The sequence below is a fragment of the Streptomyces sp. NPDC053431 genome (assembly GCF_044544925.1).
Lineage (GTDB): Bacteria > Actinomycetota > Actinomycetes > Streptomycetales > Streptomycetaceae > Streptomyces.
Genome location: NZ_JBITXX010000001.1, coordinates 288376 through 304699 on the forward strand (window position 1 = coordinate 288376; position 16324 = coordinate 304699).

Here is a 16324-nt window from a genome sequence, read left to right on the forward strand (position 1 = left end):
GTACGTAATGACGAAGACCGTCAACCACTGGATCGGTGGCAAGACCGTCGAGGGCACGTCGGGCAACTGGGGCCCGGTCACCGACCCGGCCACCGGCGCCGTCACCACGCGGGTGGCGCTCGCCTCCGTCGAGGAGGTCGACGCGGCGGTCGCCTCCGCCAAGGCCGCCTTCGAGACCTGGGGCACCTCCTCGCTGGCCCAGCGCACCACCATTCTGTTCCGCTTCCGCGCGCTGCTCGACGCCAACCGCGACGCCATCGCCGAGCTGATCGTCGCCGAGCACGGCAAGGTGCACTCGGACGCCCTCGGCGAGGTCGCCCGCGGCCTGGAGATCGTCGACCTGGCCTGCGGCATCACCACCCAGCTCAAGGGCGAGCTCTCCACGCAGGTGTCGAACCGGGTGGACGTGGCCGCGATCCGCCAGCCCGTGGGCGTGGTGGCCGGCATCACCCCGTTCAACTTCCCGGCGATGGTGCCGATGTGGATGTTCCCGCTGGCCATCGCCTGCGGCAACACCTTCGTCCTCAAGCCGAGCGAGAAGGACCCGTCGCCGTCCCTGAAGATCGCCGAGCTGCTCGCCGAGGCGGGCCTGCCGGACGGTGTCTTCAACGTCCTGCACGGCGACAAGGTGGCCGTGGACCGGCTCCTGGAGCACCCGGACGTCTCCGCGGTCTCCTTCGTCGGCTCGACCCCGATCGCCCGCCACATCCACACCACCGCCGCCGCCAACGGCAAGCGCGTCCAGGCGCTGGGCGGCGCCAAGAACCACATGCTCGTGCTGCCCGACGCCGACCTCGACGCGGCCGCCGACGCGGCGGTCTCGGCGGCGTACGGCTCGGCCGGCGAGCGCTGCATGGCGATCTCCGCGGTCGTGGCCGTCGGCTCCATCGGCGACGAGCTGGTCCAGAAGATCCGCGAGCGCGCCGAGAAGATCAAGATCGGCCCCGGCAACGACCCCACCTCCGAGATGGGCCCGCTCATCACGGCCGTCCACCGCGACAAGGTCGCCTCGTACGTGCACGGCGCGGCGGACGAGGGCTGCGAGGTCGTCCTCGACGGCACCGGCTACACGGTCGACGGCTTCGAGGACGGCCACTGGATCGGCCTGTCCCTCCTGGACCACGTCCCGACCACGGCCAAGGCCTACCAGGACGAGATCTTCGGCCCGGTCCTGTGCGTGCTGCGCGCCGACACCTACGAGGAGGGCGTGGCCCTCATCAACGCCTCGCCCTTCGGCAACGGCACGGCGATCTTCACCCGCGACGGCGGCGCCGCCCGCCGCTTCCAGCTGGAGATCCAGGCCGGCATGGTCGGCGTGAACGTCCCGATCCCGGTGCCCGTGGGCTACCACTCCTTCGGCGGCTGGAAGGACTCGCTCTTCGGCGACCACCACATCTACGGCAACGACGGCGTCCACTTCTACACCCGCGGCAAGGTCGTCACCACCCGCTGGCCGGACCCGTCCGAGGCCCCGACGGGCGTGGACCTGGGCTTCCCGCGCAACCACTGATCACCGGCACGGCCGCACCGCCGGCCCCCGGAAATCCACTGGCCCCCAGGGCGCGCACCGGCGCACCCTGGGGGCCATGTCCGTTCCCGTCCCCCCGAAGTACCAGATCCGCGCCGTCCACACCGACACGACGGTCACCGTCTACCAGGCCTACACCCCGTCGATCGGCCTCCCCGCGGCCCGCGACGGGCGCTTCCCCGCCGCGTGGAAGCGGGACCGGATGACCTGGATCAAGCCCTCGTTCCTGTGGATGGCCTACCGCTGCGGCTGGGGCCTGAAGGAGGGCCAGGAGACCGTCCTCGCCGTCGAGATCGCCCGCGAGGGCTTCGACTGGGCGCTGCGCCACGCCTGCCTGTCCCACTACGTCCGCGGCTTCCACCCCGACCGGGCCGCCTGGCGGCAGGAGTTGAAGAGCTCGCCGGCCCGCGTCCAGTGGGACCCCGAGCGCGACCCGCACCTGCGGCCGCTGCCGTACCGCTCCCTCCAGCTCGGCCTCGCGGGCGAGGCGTCCCGTCGGTACGCGGACGAGTGGACGGTCGGCATCCGCGACGTGACCCCGCTCTTCCACGAGGTCCACGGCCTGGTGCGCACCGGACGAACGGCCGAGGCGACGGCGCTGCTTCCGGAGGAGCGCCCGTACCCGGTGGCGAACGGGCTGCTCGGGAAACTGGTGCCCGCGGGTCCTTGGGGACCGATCCCGGTCAGCCGGTGACGCGGAACACCCGCTGTCCCGCCACGGCCTCGAAAGACCGGCCGCAGGCCGTCGACGGCCGCCGGCCGGGCGCGGTCGGTGCCCCGAACCTCCCGCCCGCGCGTACCGCGTCTGGTGTACGGGACCGTACTGCGTACGACCGGAGGAGGCCGTGCCTCTCCGCCCCTGGGCAGCCGAGCCGCGCCCGCTCCGGCCCCTAGGCTCGATCCCATGCAGCTGCGACTTCCCCGGAAGGGCCTCCCGCGCCCCGGTCTGCCGCGGTGGGCCGCGGTCGCCGCCGTCCTCGCCGTCCTCGCGGGCGGCGGCGTCACCTGGACCGCCGTCGCCTCCGACCGGTCCGCGCCCGTGACGCGCGCCGACCGGACGCTCGACCTCGACGGCGTCCGCATCGACACCTCGTACTTCACCGCCGGCGCCGAGGGCCGCCGCCCCGCCGTCCTCCTGGGCCACGGCTTCGGCGGGTCCAAGGACGACGTCCGCGCCCAGGCCGAACAGCTCGCCCGCGACGGTTACGCCGTGCTCACCTGGTCCGCCCGCGGCTTCGGCGCCTCCACCGGTCAGATCGGCCTCAACGACCCGCAGCGCGAGGTCAAGGACGTCCGCGGACTCGTCGACTGGCTCGCAGCCCGCCCCGAGGTGCTGCTCGACCGGCCCGGCGACCCGCGCGTCGGCGTCACGGGCGCCTCCTACGGCGGCGCGGTCTCGCTGCTCGCCGCGGGCCACGACCCCCGGATCGACGCGATCGCCCCCGGCATCACCTACTGGAACCTCGCCGACGCCCTGTTCCCCAACGGCGTGTTCAAGAAGCTCTGGGCCGGCATCTTCTTCTCCAGCGGCGGCCCCGTCGGCACGGACCCCTGCGGGCGCTTCAGCCCCGAGGTCTGCGCCCTCTACCAGCGCGTCGCCGTCTCCGGGAAGCCCGACGCCGCCGCCCGCGCCCTCCTGGAGGCCCGCAGCCCCTCCGTCGTCGGCGCCCGTATCAAGGTGCCCGCGCTGATCGTCCAGGGGCAGGCCGACTCCCTCTTCACGCTCGCCCAGTCCGACGCCATGGCGCGGACCCTCGCCGCCAACGGCGCCCCCGTCGCCGTCGACTGGACCGCGGGCGGCCATGACGGCGGCGACCGCGAGACCGCACGGGTCCAGGCCCGGATCACCGCCTGGTTCGACCGGTACCTGAAGCGGGACGAGTCCGTGGACACCGGTCCCGCCTTCCGCGTCAGCCGTACCGGAGGCGTCGACTCCACCGATGGCCGGGCCACCCTGCGCGGCGCCACCGCCGCCCGCTATCCCGGTCTCGGCGCCGGATCGGTGTCCGTCGCCCTCTCGGGCCCGCCGCGCTCCTTCGCCAACCCGGCGGGCGCCGCCCCGCCCGCGCTCTCCGCCGTCCCCGGCCTCGGCGGCGGGCTCTCCCAGCTGTCCTCGCTCGGCGTGGGCCTCTCCCTCGACTTCCCGGGCCAGTTCGCCGCCTTCGACGCCCGGCCGCGGACCCGGCCGATCCGTGTCACGGGCGCCCCGACCGTCACGGTCCGGGTGACCTCCACCGCCCCCGACGGCTCGGCGGTCCTCTTCGCCAAGGTGTACGACGTGGGGCCGGACGGCCGGCAACAGGTGCTGCCCGCCCAGCTCGTCACACCGGTACGGGTCGACGGCGCCGCCCGGGGCCGCACCGTGGACCTCGTCCTCCCGGCCGTCGACCACGAGGTGGCCGCCGGACACCGGCTGCGGCTCGTCCTCGCCGCCACCGACCTCGGCTACGCCTCCCCGGCCGCCCCCGCCACGTACACGGTCGCCGTCGCGAGCCCGCTGACGGTGCCGACCGCACCGGCGGTGACGACCGAGGCCGCGGGCCTGCCGTGGTGGGTCTGGGGCCTGCCGGCGCTCGGCCTGGCCGTCGCCGCCGCGCTCCTGCTCACCGCCAGGCGCCGCACGACGGCCCCGGCACCGGATCCGGACCTCGCCGACGTCCCGCTCCGGATCACCGGCCTGACGAAGAAGTACGCGGGCGGCGACCGGTACAGCGTGCGCGACCTGTCCTTCCGCGTCGAACAGGGCCAGGTGCTCGGCCTGCTCGGCCCGAACGGGGCCGGCAAGACGACCACCCTGCGGATGCTCATGGGCCTGATCACCCCCGACGCGGGCGAGATCCGGGTGTTCGGGCACGCGATCCGGCCCGGCGCCCCGGTGCTCTCCCGCGTCGGCGCCTTCGTCGAGGGCGCGGGCTTCCTGCCGCACCTGTCGGGCCGGGAGAACCTGGAGCTGTACTGGCGGGCCACCGGCCGCCCCGCCGAGGACGCCCACCTCGACGAGGCGCTGCGCATCGCCAACCTGGGCGGCGCCCTGGAACGCGCCGTCCGCACCTACTCGCAGGGCATGCGGCAGCGGCTCGCCATCGCCCAGGCCATGCTCGGCCTGCCGGACCTGCTGATCCTGGACGAGCCGACCAACGGCCTCGACCCGCCGCAGATCCGCGAGATGCGCGAGGTGATGATCCGTTACGCGGCCGGTGGCCGCACCGTGATCGTCTCCAGCCACCTCCTCGCCGAGGTCGAACAGTCCTGCACCCACCTGGTGGTGATGGACCGCGGCGGCCTGGTCCAGGCGGGCCCGGTCGAGGAGATCACCGGTTCCGACGACACGCTCCTCGTCACCCTGGACGGCGAGGTGCCGGACGAGGTGGTGGAGAAGCTCGACGCGGTACGCGTGGACGCCGGACTGCTGGTCCGCCTGAACGACCGGACCGCGACCGCCCTGCTCGGCGAACTCGTCCGCCTGGACGTACCGGTGACCGGGGTCGGCCCGCACCGGCGCCTGGAGGACGCGTTCCTCACCCTGATCGGAGGAGAGACCGCATGACCGCCGCAGCCGCCCTCGGCCATGCCCCTGGCTACACCCCCGGCCGCACCCTGCCGCTGCGCGTCGAGGCCGTACGCCAGCTGAAGCGCCGCCGCACCCTCGTCATGGGCCTGGTCCTGGCCGCCCTGCCCTTCGTCCTGATCGCCGCCTTCGCCATCGGCGGCGGCCCGGACGGCGCCGGCAACGACCGGATCACCCTCATGGACACGGCCACCGCCTCGGGCGCCAACTTCGCGGCGACCTGCCTCTTCGTCTCCGCGGGCTTCCTCCTGGTGATCCCGGTCGCCCTCTTCTGCGGCGACACGGTCGCCTCGGAAGCGGGCTGGTCCTCCCTCCGCTACCTCCTCGCCGCCCCGGTCCCGCGCGCCCGCCTCCTGTGGTCCAAGCTCGCGGTGGCCCTGGCCTTCAGCGCCGCGGCGATGCTCCTGCTCCCGCTGGTCGCCCTGGCGGCCGGCACGGTGGCCTACGGCTGGGGACCCCTGAAGCTCCCCACCGGCGGCGCGCTTCCGGCCGGCGACGCCCTGCTCCGCCTCGCCGTGGCGGTCGCCTTCGTCTTTGTTTCCCAACTCGTCACGGCGGGCCTCGCCTTCTGGCTCTCCACCCGCACCGACGCACCCCTGGGCGCCGTCGGAGGCGCCGTCGGCCTCACCATCGTCGGCAACGTCCTCGACGCCGTCACCGCCCTCGGCGACTGGCGCGCCTTCCTCCCGGCCCACTGGCAGTTCGCCTGGGCGGACGCCCTCCAGCCCCAACTGGAGTGGGCCGGCATGGTCAAGGGCGCGTCGATCTCGCTGACGTACGCGGTGGTCCTGTGTGCGCTGGCGTTCCGGGGCTTCGCGCGGAAGGACATCGTGTCCTAGGGGGAGGCGTCCGGAGCCCGCCGCTCACACCCACCCCCTCACAGCCACCCCCTTCGAGCCGCTTCCGCCCCCGCGCGGAAGCGGCTCGTCGTACCCAGGGCCGTCATCAGTTCGCCGACGCGGCGGCTGTACGTGCGGGGGGACATGCCCAGGCGGGCCGCGGCCGTCTCGTCCGTGAGGCCTTCCAGGAGGGCGTCGAGGACCGGGCGGAGCTGTGGGGGGAGTTCGCGGGTGGGGGGAGTGAGGCCCGCGAGTTCCTGGCTCGCGGCCCAGGAGGCGTGGTGGGCGCGGGCCAGGGCCTGGACGACGACGGGGTCGCGGATGAGGAGGAGGCCGTTGTAGAGGAGCTCCAGGTCGAGCGGGACGGCCGCGACCGTGCGGTCGACCAGGATCATCTTGAAGGGGATCGAGTCGGCGACCCTGGCCCGGCCGGGGATCCGGGTCACGCCCGTGAGCTGGGGGAGGGCGTGGCGCGGGACGATACGGCGGACCTCGCCGGCCCGCTCCGCCGCCGCTCGCATGCACGCTCCTGCAAGCTCCAGGAACGGCTCGGGAATCGCACGCGAGACGGAGGCGGCCGGGTCGTCGAAGGTCAGCAGCTCGTGCCGGGCCGAGGCGGCCAGGCCCGCGAGCGCGGCGCTGACCCGGCGCGTGCCGCGGACCGGGCGCCCCGGAGGGCGTTGGAGCTCCGGGCCGGCGCGGCCCATCGCCGAACGGGCGAGCATCACGGAGCCCGCAGTCTCTGCCACCGCTGACCACCCCCGCCCGATCGGTGTGCCACTCCATGTACGCACGTGACTGCGTACGGTGACAACCCCTGTTGACAAAGCTGGCGAGTCCCTGCCACGGCGGTGTGCCCCCGGCGCCGTTGCCGCATTGAGATCCTTCCGCAACTCCTTCGTCTGCTCCTCGCGGCCTGCTCGGACGTCACATTCACAAGTGGCTTCGAGATGGGGGGAGATGGACATGGCACCGAGGGCTTTCCGCCTCGCGCTCGCCGGACTGATCGGCGGTGCGCTGTTGTTGACCGGCTGTGCGGGTGGTTCCGACGGGAACGGACTCGCCAGGGCCGACGGTTCGGCGAGGGACCGGGGCGCACCGGCGCCCGACGCGTCGGCCCCGCCCGGCGCGCCCGAGGCGCCCGAGCGCCTGTCGACGTTCGCGCTCGACGTGGACACGGCCTCGTACGGCTACGCCCGCCGCTCCCTCGCCGAGGGGCGGCTGCCCGATCCGGCGGGCGTGCGGCCCGAGGAGTTCGTCAACAGCTTCAAGCCCGACTATCCCCGGCCGAAGGACAACGGCTTCAGCGTCACCCTCGACGGCGCGCGCTCGGACGCCGCCGGCTGGTCGCTCCTGCGGGTCGGTCTCGCGACCCGGCCGAGCGACGGCGAACGCCCGCCCGCCCGCCTCACCTTCGTGGTGGACGTCTCCGGATCCATGGGCGAGCCCGGCCGGCTCGACCTCGTCAAGGAGTCCCTCGGGCTGCTCGCCGACCGGCTCCGCGACGACGACTCGATCGCCCTCGTCACCTTCAGCGACGACGCCGAGACCCGGCTGCCCATGACCCGGGTCGGCGGCCACCGCGAGCGGATCCACGAGGTCGTCGACGGCCTGGAGGTCAGCTCCTCCACCAATGTCGAGGCGGGTGTCCGCACCGGTTACGACGTCGCCGTCGAGGGCCACCGCAAGGGCGCCACCAACCGGGTCGTGCTGCTCTCCGACGCGCTCGCCAACACCGGCGACACCGACGCGGCGGGCATCCTGGAACGGATCGACCAGGAGCGCCGCGCGTACGGGATCACCCTGTTCGGCGTCGGCGTCGGCAGCGAGTACGGCGACGCCTTCATGGAGAAGCTCGCCGACAAGGGCGACGGGCACACGACCTACGTCGGCACGCCCGAGCAGGCCCGCAAGGTCTTCGTCGACCAGCTGCCCGGGCACGTCGAGCTGCGTGCCCGCGACGCCAAGGCGCAGGTCGCCTTCGACCCGAGGACCGTGGAGAGCTTCCGGCTCGTCGGCTACGAGAACCGCCGGGTCGCGAACGAGGACTTCCGGGACGACCGGGTCGACGGCGGTGAGGTCGGGGCCGGGCACACGGTGACGGCGCTGTACGCGGTGCGGCTGAAGCCCGGGGCCCAGGGGAGGGTCGCCACCGCGACCGTGCGCTGGCTCGACCCCGCCACCCGCGCCCCGCACGAGCGCTCCGGCGCGGTGGAGACCGCCGCGCTGACCGCGCCGATCTGGGGCGACGGCCACGACAGCCTGCAACTGACGGCGATCGCCGCCTACTTCGCCGACCGGCTGCGCGGCGGCACGCTGCCGGGCGCCCCGGCCCTGTCCGGCCTCGCCGCCCGGGCGGGATCGCTGGCCGAGCGGGCGCATTCCGCCTCGGTGCGCGAGCTGGCCGAGGCGATCCGGCAGGCCGACGGACTGGGCGGTTCCGGCGACCCGTACGCCGGTTGATCGGCATGATGACGCTCATGGCCGCTCTGCTGCTCGCCCTCGCCGTCGTGTCCACCGGTCTCTACGCCGGATTCATGCTGATCTTCCGCACCGGTGTGATGCCGGCGCTCGCCCGGCTGTCGGACGAGGAGTTCGTCCACACCATGCGGCGGATCAACGAGTACGTGCCGAGGCCGGTGTTCCTGGTGGTGTTCCTCGGGGTCGTCGTCTTCCCGGCGGCCGCCCTGTTCGTGCCGGTCGACGGGCGGACCGACACCCAGAAGTGGCTGGTGGTCGCCGGGCTCGTGTGCGCGGCGGCCAATCACCTGGTCACCGTCGGCGGCAACGTCCCGCTCAACACCGCGCTGGCCGCCTCGGAGCGGACCGCCGAGCCGGCCGCCTCCGTACGGGCGGCGTTCGAGCAGCGCTGGAACGCCTTCCACGCCGTCCGCACCCTGCTGATCCTGGCGTCCTTCGGGCTGCTGACCGCCTCCGCCGTCGTCACCGGCTGAACCGGCCGACTCGACCACGGGGTCGGTTTTTCCGTCGCCCTGAGTGACATGCGGCGGCGCCGACGCGGCGTCAGGTCGGGGCCGGATGCCCCGACCTGACGTTCTCGCAGTCGGCGCTGTCCGCGAAACCCCAGGTGAGAGGCTGTGCGTGCGGGTCTGGCGCGATGCTCCGGTTCACGGCGGAGGGGCCTTCGGGTATCTTCCAGTCGCCGGAAAATAAGGTACCCCTAGGTTTGTTTTCTCGGGCCACCGGGATGCCGGTTCGGGCAAAGGAGAGGGACGGGACTCCCATGGCGAAGCAGGATCGGGCGATCCGCACTCGCAAGGCCATCCTGGAGGCGGCGGCCGCCGTCTTCGACGAGCGGGGCTACGAGGCCGCCAAGCTCTCCGACATCCTGGCGCTCGCCCAAGTCACCAAGGGCGCGCTCTACTTCCACTTCGACTCCAAGGAAGACCTCGCGCACGCGGTGATCGACGCCCAGGTGTCGGTCGTGCCCACGGCGCCGCCGCAACTGTCGAAGGTGCAGGAGTTCGTGGACGTCGGCATGGTCTTCGCGCACCGGCTGACCCGGGACCGGGTGCTCAGCGGCAGCGTGCGGCTCACCCTCGACCAGGGCGGGCACGACCTCAACCGCAGCGGCCCCTACCGGGAGTGGACCGAGATCCTGCTCGGCCTGCTCAACGAGGCCAAGGAGCGCGGGGAGCTGCTGCCGCACGCCGATCCGGCGGAGGTGGCCCCGCTGGTCGTGGGCGCCTACGCGGGGCTCAACCTGATGGCGCACGCCCTGGAGGGCGACCGCACCTCGATGGAGCGCTGGGCGTCGTCGCTGTACCACCACTTACTGCCGAGCATCGTGGTCCCGTCCGTCCTGACGATGCTCGATCTGGAGCCCGGGCGCGGCGCCCGCGCCCTCGGCCTCGCCGACGGCGCCCTCTCCTAGCCCCGTTCCCGGCCGCGACCGCCCACGTCGGAGCGTCGCGGCGCCACCTCCTGGCCGCCGGCCCGTCCACTCTCGGCCACAACTCTTCACCCGAGGCGCCCTTCTGGTGGCTCACTTCGCGCGGCATCATGGGCAAGGTCAGGGCAGGAAACAAAACCGCCATGGCGGTTTGTTGGGGCGCCTGGCCGGAAGCGACCCGCGCGGGTGCCCGAAAACGTTCCCCAAAGCATACCCGTGGGTCCAGTTACTGGATTCGCGGGTACGTTTCCCCCCGACTTAACGCAGCGTTGACAGGAACACACCGGCTAAAAAGGGACGAAAATACCGTCCCCAGGGTCCAGAGTTTCCGTACCGCCCGGTTTCTTATTGACATGCACCGCGGTCTCTTTTCTAATCGTCCAGGGTCATCCCGTGCACAGACACTGAGGGGGCAAGGTGGACGTCCGGATCCTGGGGGGACTTTCGGTACGCGAGAACGGGGTGTCGATCACCCCGACCGCTGCCGCGCCGCGACGACTGCTCGCCCTGCTCGCCGCCGGTGCCGACCAGATCGTCCCGGTCTCCGTCCTCATGGAGGAGGTCTGGCCGTCCGGCGCCCCGCGCGGGGCGCGCGCCGAACTGCACTCCCACATCCACGGGCTCAGGTCGCTGATCGCCGCGGCGCTGCCCGGCGGCCGCAAGACGGGCCGCACGGCCGAGACCGTGCTCGCCGCCCAGTCCGGCGGCTACCGGCTCGACACCGGCGGCGGCTCCCACGACGTCTGGCAGTTCGAGCGCGCGGCCGGCGCCGGATACCGCGCCATGGAGGCGGGCGACCTCGCGCACGCCGCCCTCCGGCTCGGCGAGGCCCTGGCGCTCTGGCGCGGCGAGCCGTACGCGGGCGTCGACGCCGGGCCCCGGCTGCGCGCCGACATCGAGCGCCTGGAGGCCTCCCGGCTCAGCGTGCTCGACCAGTGGGTGGAAGCCCAGCTGGGCCTCGGCCGGCACGCCGAGATGGTCCCCGAACTCGCCGTGCTCGCCGCCCGGCACCCCGTCAACGAGTCGCTGCACGCCCAGTTCATGGTCGCCCTGCTGCGCTCCGGTCGCACCGACGACGCCCTGGAGGCGTACCGCCGGCTGTGCGCGGGGCTCCAGCGGGACGGCGGCCGGGAGCCCTCGGCGCGCCTGCGCCGGCTCCACCGTTCGCTCCTGACGGTCCGGGACGCCGCCCGGCCGCGGGTGCCGGCCCAGACGCAGAGCTCCTGGGCCCGCCTGGGGGCGGGCGCGGACGCGGGGAGGGGCGCGGGCGTGCGGAGGAGCGCCGACGCGGGCGTCGGCGTGGGCGTCGGCATCCCCGCCGTGGCCGGTGCGCCGGTCTGATCCGGCGGCCCCTCCGGCGGTCCGCCGGCCGGACCGGACACCCCGGGGCCGGCACTCCGGGAGCGCCCGGTCGGCCCGTCCCCAACGGCTCCTGACACTCCATCGGGCCCGACCGGCCCACGGTCGCCCGCCCGGCGCTCCCCGCGGAGCGGTGTCCTTGCGGGGGAAGGGCGCGCGGGTGGCCAGGGCACCCGCGCGGGCACGGATGGGGCGGAAGAGGAGCGAACGGGAATGAAGTGGTCGATCTCACCGTTGACCGTCGTCCACGACCGATCTAGGTTCGGCCAGCGGTACGGGTTTCCACTGCGGCACCCGGTTCTGCTCAGCAGCGGGAGTTGAGGCATGTCCAAGCACGGCGCGGACGGGGGCGGGGGCGCCGACGCGCTCGCCGTGCTGGAGCTGCTCGCCCAGCAGGCACCGCAGGAGCGGTTCGCCGAACTCCTCGACGAGGCCCGGGCGGACGACCTGTCCGAGGAGCGAAGGGCCGCGCTGGAGAGGGCCGTTCTCCTCGCGACCGGCATCGGTCACGCGCTCGCCCGCCGCGAGCAGCGCGACGCCGGCCTCGACGCCCTCGCCGACACCGCCCGTGACCTGACCCACCCGTACGACCTGGACGGCCTGCTGCGGGTCGTCGTCCGGCGCGTCAAGCGCCTCCTCGACCTCGACCTGGCCTTCGTGACCCTGCGCGACGCGCACGGGCTGCGGACCCTGCAGGCCGGCGACGGCGACCTCACCGCGCCCGACGCGGCCGGCTGGCCCGGCGTCCTCGACGAGGACGGACTGGGCGGGCTCGTCCACACGCTCGGCGGGCCCGTCTGGACCGAGGACTATCTCGCGGACGAGCGCTTCGCCCGGCTGCCCGCGGTCGACGAGATCGTACGCGGCGAGGGCCTGCGCGCCTTCCTCGTCGTGCCGCTGCGCGCGGGCGACACCTGCCTCGGACTGCTCTACGGCGCCGACCGCAGCGCCCGCCGCTTCACGGCCGGTGAGCTGGGGCTCGTCTCCGCGTTCGCCGACCTGGCCGCCGTCGCCACGGAGAAGGCCAGGCTGCTCGACCAGACCCGGGCCGAGGTCACCGAGCTCGAGCGGGACAGCTCCCGGGCCCGCACCCGGCTCACCCGCATGCGGTACATCGGCGAGGCGCACAGCCGGATCATGAACCTGATCCTGGCCGGCGGCGACCTCGGCAACGTCGCCAAGGCCGCCGGGGACGCCCTCGACGCCTGCGTCCTCATCCGAGACCCGGGCGGCCGCACGCTGGCGTCCACCGGGGAGATCGCCGGCCTCGACGAGGAAGCGGTGGCCAAGGCCTCGCTCGACGCCCACGCCGGCCGCCGTCCGGTGCTCACCGGCGGCACCGCGGACCCGGCCCTTCCCGACGAGGACCCCGAGTCCGACCGGACGTGGGTCGCGCCCGTCCTCGCCGGCTCGGAGGACCTGGGGGTGCTCGTGGTGCGCGCCGCCACACCGCTCACCGGCGACGACGAGCGGCTGCTCGAACTCGCCGCCCAGTCCGTGGCCTTCCTGCTCCTCATGCAGCGCTCCACGGCCGTCGCCGAGGGCCCCGTCCGTGACGAGCTCCTCGACGACCTGCTCGCCGATCCCCAGCACGCCCCGCAGCAGATCGCGCAGCGCGCCCGCCGGCTCGGCATCGACCTGCGCAAGCCGCACGTCCTGGTGGTCGCCCGGCCCGAGGGCGGGGAGCAGGGCCGTGCGGTGGTGTGGGCGTCCTCGTACGCGTACCGGATGGCGGGTCTGAAGACCGTCCAGGGCGGCTGCATCGTGCTGCTGCTGCCCGGACTGGACGCCTCGGCGGCCGCGAAGGCCGTCTCGGGCGAACTCGCGCCGCTGCTCGGGCACCCGGTGTCGGTGGGCGCCGCCGGTCCGGGCTGGAGCCCGGACAGCGTGGGCCGGCTCTACCAGGAGGCCATGCGCTGCCTGGACGCGATGAGCGCGCTGGGCGGCGCGGGAGCGGCGGCCTCCGTGGACGACCTGGGCTTCCTGGGGCTGCTGCTCTCCGACGACCACGACGTCGACGGCTTCATCGAGTCGGCCATCGGGCCCGTACTGGACTACGACGCCGAGCGGTTCACCGACCTCACCCGCACTCTGGAGGCGTACTTCGCCTCCGGTGCCAGCCCGACCAACGCGGCCGAGGCGCTGCACGTGCACCCCAACACCGTCTCGCGGCGCCTCGAGCGCATCGGCGAACTGCTCGGCGCCGAATGGCAGAAGCCCGGCCAGGTCCTGGAGGTGCAGCTGGCCCTCCGGCTCCAGCGCACCCGGGACGTCCTCGCCCGCCGGCGCGCCGACCTCGGTGAGGGCCGCCCGCCCGCGGCGCCCGCACCGCTCAAGGACGCCCCGTAGGAGACGTCCGGGCCGCCGTCGTGTGCCTACGGGGCCCGGAAGCCCCAACTTCCGGGCCCCAGCCTGGGATCAGCCCGCCGAGCGGCCGTGGACGGAGCCGTACGAGGTGTCCCGGTCGGTGGCCAGCACGGTCGCCGCGTGGGCGGCGGAGGCCAGCGTGATGTGCCGGTGCCAGCCGCGGAACGAGCGCCCCACGAAGTCCCGCAGGCCCGCGCCCTCGCCGACCGCGCGGAAGTCCCGCTCCACCCGCCGCGACAGCTTGGTCAGCCGCAGCAGCGGGCCGACGGCCGAGCCGGTCAGGTCGGTGATCCACAGCCGGGCGGGGGAGCGCCGCGGGTCGTCCCACTCGCCGAGCAGGAGCAGCGGCCGCTGCCGCTCGCCCGCCGGTACGGGCAGGGTGACCCGGACCGCGGTGGCGAGCGAGGTGCGCGAGGTCCGGATCCCGGCCGCCGAGTCCACCCAGCTCACCGGGCGGCGCAGGCCCTTCAGGGACTCCAGGATCTGCAGCGCGCTGAGCGGTCCGGCGCCGAAGCCCGGCAGCGAGCGGTCCGCGACGGTCAGCCGGCAGTGCGTGTCGATCTGGGCGACCACCGGGACGCCGGCGAGGGCGAGCCGGTGCAGGGCCGCCCGTCCGGCGCCGCCGCGGATGTCGAGCAGCAGCGGCTTGCGGGCGACCTCCGGCCAGCGGGCCGCGTCGAGCGCCGCGTTGACCGCGCACTCCTCCAGGGTCTCCTCGGCCGCTCCCTCGGGCACCTCCGCGCGGTCCCGCCGGGTGCGGTCCTTGACCCACGGATCGGGGAGGAAGAGGCGCCAGTTGACGGGGACGCTGACGTCCTCGGAGGCGAACCACACGCCGAAGGCCTGCTGGCCGCGGAAGACCTGGCCCCGCTCGGGGTCGAAGCGCCGGTCGACGCCGACCGAGTGCTGTCCGGCCTTCGGTATCGGCATCGGCCGCACCACCCAGGCCTGCGGGCTGCTGTTCTGCTGCAGGAAGCGCGCCAGCTCGGCCCGCATCGGCCGCCAGTCCCACGTGGAGCTGGAGATGAAGTGGTGCAGGCTCTGCTCGGCGGCGGGGCCGCCGATCTGCGCGGCGATGTTGCGGATGGACTTGCGACCCTGCGCGGTCAGCAGGCCGTGCAGGTACTGCTCGGCCTTCAGACGCTGGTCGCGACGCGGGAAACCGGAGAAGAGCGCGGCGCAGAGTTCGCCGTACACGTCCTCGCCGGCAGCGTCACGGTGCGCGGCGACGGTCCTGAACCTGGTTGCGACGGATGTACTCACGACACTCCTGCCCTACGGGTTGCGCAGCTCCCTCCCGCTGCTACCTCCACGTTCGCGGCTTCGCGCCGGGGGGACGAGGTGTAGCCGGCACCCGTATCGGCCGCCCGATGGTGGCCGGACCACAACCCCCCGATACCCCAGGGGGGATCTGACAGACTCGCCGGACCGGCTTTGACCCGCTCGCCGTCCGGCCCGGACCATCGTTTCGAGGCAGCACGGGCCGGGCCCCGGTTAATGCCCCAGGCCGGGGGCCGTGCCTGTGCGCCTCGCTCACGAGCCCGTGCCCGTCCGCACGGGCCCGTGCGCCTACCCTGGTGCCATGGGGTTCCGCGCGCAGCTACCGGTCGTCGGGGTGATCGCCCTCGGGGGCGCGCTCGGCGCCACCGCCCGGTACGCCGCGACCCTGGCCTGGCCCACCCCGGCCGGCGCGTTCCCCTGGACGATCCTCACCGTCAACGCGGTGGGCTGCGCCGTCCTCGGCGCGTTCATGGTCCTCGCGACGGAGACCGTCACCCCGCCCCACCCGCTCCTGCGCCCCTTCCTGGGCACCGGCGTCTGCGGCGGCTTCACCACGTTCTCCACCTACGCGCTCGACACCCAGCGGCTGCTCGCCGACGGAGAGGTCGCACGGGGCATGGCATATCTGTCGGCGACCGCGGTGACCGCGCTGGCCGCGGTCTGGGCGGCCGTCGGGGCGACCCGGGCCGTCGTGCGGGCCGTTCCGGAGAGGAGGGCCCGATGAGCCGGCTCACCGGACGGGCGGTGCGCCTGACGGTGCTGGTAGGCGAGCGGGACAGCCGGCACCACCGGCCGGTGTACACGGAGATCGTGCACCGCGCGCACGCCGCCGGTCTCGCCGGCGCGTCCGTCTTCCGCGGCGTCGAGGGCTTCGGCGCCTCCTCCCTCGTCCACACCACCCGGCTGCTCTCGCTCGGCGAGGACCTGCCGGTGGCGGTCGTGATCGTGGACACGGAGGAACGGGTGCGGGCCTTCCTGCCGGAGCTGGAGGAGCTCACGGCGCAGGGCGGTCTGGTGCTGCTCGACGCCTGCGAGGTCGTACGGTACGGGCCGGGGGAGCCGCGCGGGTGAACTGGCTGCTCGTCGTCGTGGGCGCCGCCGTCGGCGCCCCGCTGCGCTATCTCACGGACCGCGCCGTCCAGGCCCGGCACGACTCGGTCTTCCCCTGGGGCACGTTCGTGGTGAACGCCGTCGGGTCGCTCGTCCTCGGCCTGCTGACCGGCGTCGCCTCCGCCCGCGCCGGGCTGCTCCTGGGCACGGGCCTGTGCGGCGCGCTCACCACGTACTCGACCTTCTCGTACGAGACGCTGAAGCTGTACGGGACGGGCGCGCGCGGGTACGCGGTCGCCAACGTCCTGGGCAGCACCGCGGCCGGGCTCGGCGCCGTGTGGCTCGGCGTCACGCTCGCCGGCTAGGTCCTGTCGTCGCACTCCCCGTCGTTGCCCGGGGCAGGCGGGAGTGCGACGACA

Annotated in this window: 14 protein-coding genes; 12 read left to right on the plus strand and 2 right to left on the minus strand. The window is 74.1% G+C overall.

Translation table 11 applies throughout. The features are described 5' to 3' along the window. Nucleotides 1-7 precede the first annotated feature (7 nt). The 4 genes from mmsA to ACIGXE_RS01230 all read left to right on the plus strand — a co-directional run bounded on the left by mmsA (nt 8) and on the right by ACIGXE_RS01230 (nt 5935). Nucleotides 8-1510: a CoA-acylating methylmalonate-semialdehyde dehydrogenase gene (gene mmsA, locus ACIGXE_RS01215; protein WP_399741161.1), complete on the plus strand. Its 1503-nt coding sequence runs from the start codon at nt 8-10 to the stop codon at nt 1508-1510. Between the two features lie 76 nt (nt 1511-1586). Beyond that, nucleotides 1587-2222: a DUF4291 domain-containing protein gene (locus ACIGXE_RS01220; RefSeq protein ID WP_399741163.1), complete on the plus strand. Its 636-nt coding sequence runs from the start codon at nt 1587-1589 to the stop codon at nt 2220-2222. A gap of 210 nt (nt 2223-2432) precedes the next feature. Continuing rightward, nucleotides 2433-5075 carry an alpha/beta fold hydrolase gene (locus ACIGXE_RS01225; RefSeq protein WP_399741166.1) on the plus strand — a complete coding sequence of 881 codons (2643 nt, stop codon included), beginning with the start codon at nt 2433-2435 and terminating at the stop codon, nt 5073-5075. Then, nucleotides 5072-5935 carry an ABC transporter permease gene (locus ACIGXE_RS01230; protein ID WP_399741169.1) on the plus strand — a complete coding sequence of 288 codons (864 nt, stop codon included), beginning with the start codon at nt 5072-5074 and terminating at the stop codon, nt 5933-5935. Before ACIGXE_RS01225 ends, ACIGXE_RS01230 begins: the two co-directional genes overlap by 4 nt. A 38-nt stretch (nt 5936-5973) precedes the next feature. Here ACIGXE_RS01230 and ACIGXE_RS01235 read toward each other — a convergent pair whose 3' ends face one another. Then, entirely contained in the window at nt 5974-6684 is a 711-nt protein-coding gene (locus ACIGXE_RS01235; protein WP_399741172.1) for a DNA-binding response regulator, read from the minus strand. 211 nt (nt 6685-6895) lie between these two features. On the opposite strand from ACIGXE_RS01235, the gene ACIGXE_RS01240 reads away from it, so the two are divergent. The 5 genes from ACIGXE_RS01240 to ACIGXE_RS01260 all read left to right on the plus strand — a co-directional run bounded on the left by ACIGXE_RS01240 (nt 6896) and on the right by ACIGXE_RS01260 (nt 13556). Continuing rightward, entirely contained in the window at nt 6896-8398 is a 1503-nt protein-coding gene (locus ACIGXE_RS01240; RefSeq protein WP_399741175.1) for a von Willebrand factor type A domain-containing protein, read from the plus strand. Nucleotides 8399-8415: 17 nt separating this feature from the next. After that, a complete protein-coding gene (locus tag ACIGXE_RS01245) occupies nt 8416-8889 on the plus strand; it encodes a DUF1772 domain-containing protein (RefSeq protein WP_399741178.1) in 474 nt (157 codons plus the stop codon). Between the two features lie 290 nt (nt 8890-9179). Then, nucleotides 9180-9830, plus strand: a complete 651-nt coding sequence (locus ACIGXE_RS01250) for a ScbR family autoregulator-binding transcription factor (RefSeq protein ID WP_399741181.1) — start codon at nt 9180-9182, stop codon at nt 9828-9830. Nucleotides 9831-10265: 435 nt separating this feature from the next. After that, nucleotides 10266-11189 (plus strand): BTAD domain-containing putative transcriptional regulator, encoded by a 924-nt coding sequence (locus tag ACIGXE_RS01255; RefSeq protein ID WP_399741184.1) that lies wholly within the window; start codon nt 10266-10268, stop codon nt 11187-11189. A gap of 342 nt (nt 11190-11531) precedes the next feature. Next, nucleotides 11532-13556: a GAF domain-containing protein gene (locus ACIGXE_RS01260; protein WP_399741187.1), complete on the plus strand. Its 2025-nt coding sequence runs from the start codon at nt 11532-11534 to the stop codon at nt 13554-13556. A 69-nt stretch (nt 13557-13625) separates the two neighbouring features. Here ACIGXE_RS01260 and ACIGXE_RS01265 read toward each other — a convergent pair whose 3' ends face one another. Further along, nucleotides 13626-14837 (minus strand): IS701 family transposase, encoded by a 1212-nt coding sequence (locus ACIGXE_RS01265; RefSeq protein ID WP_399741190.1) that lies wholly within the window; start codon nt 14835-14837, stop codon nt 13626-13628. Nucleotides 14838-15156: 319 nt separating this feature from the next. On the opposite strand from ACIGXE_RS01265, the gene crcB (ACIGXE_RS01270) reads away from it, so the two are divergent. From crcB (ACIGXE_RS01270) to crcB (ACIGXE_RS01280), 3 genes are read left to right on the plus strand one after another with little or no spacing between them, the layout of a single operon-like run. Further along, nucleotides 15157-15579, plus strand: a complete 423-nt coding sequence (crcB, locus tag ACIGXE_RS01270) for a fluoride efflux transporter CrcB (RefSeq protein ID WP_399741193.1) — start codon at nt 15157-15159, stop codon at nt 15577-15579. Continuing rightward, nucleotides 15576-15926: a DUF190 domain-containing protein gene (locus ACIGXE_RS01275; protein WP_399741196.1), complete on the plus strand. Its 351-nt coding sequence runs from the start codon at nt 15576-15578 to the stop codon at nt 15924-15926. Before crcB (ACIGXE_RS01270) ends, ACIGXE_RS01275 begins: the two co-directional genes overlap by 4 nt. Continuing rightward, nucleotides 15923-16270, plus strand: a complete 348-nt coding sequence (gene crcB / locus ACIGXE_RS01280; protein ID WP_399741199.1) for a fluoride efflux transporter CrcB — start codon at nt 15923-15925, stop codon at nt 16268-16270. Before ACIGXE_RS01275 ends, crcB (ACIGXE_RS01280) begins: the two co-directional genes overlap by 4 nt. The last annotated feature ends 54 nt before the right edge of the window (nt 16271-16324 follow it).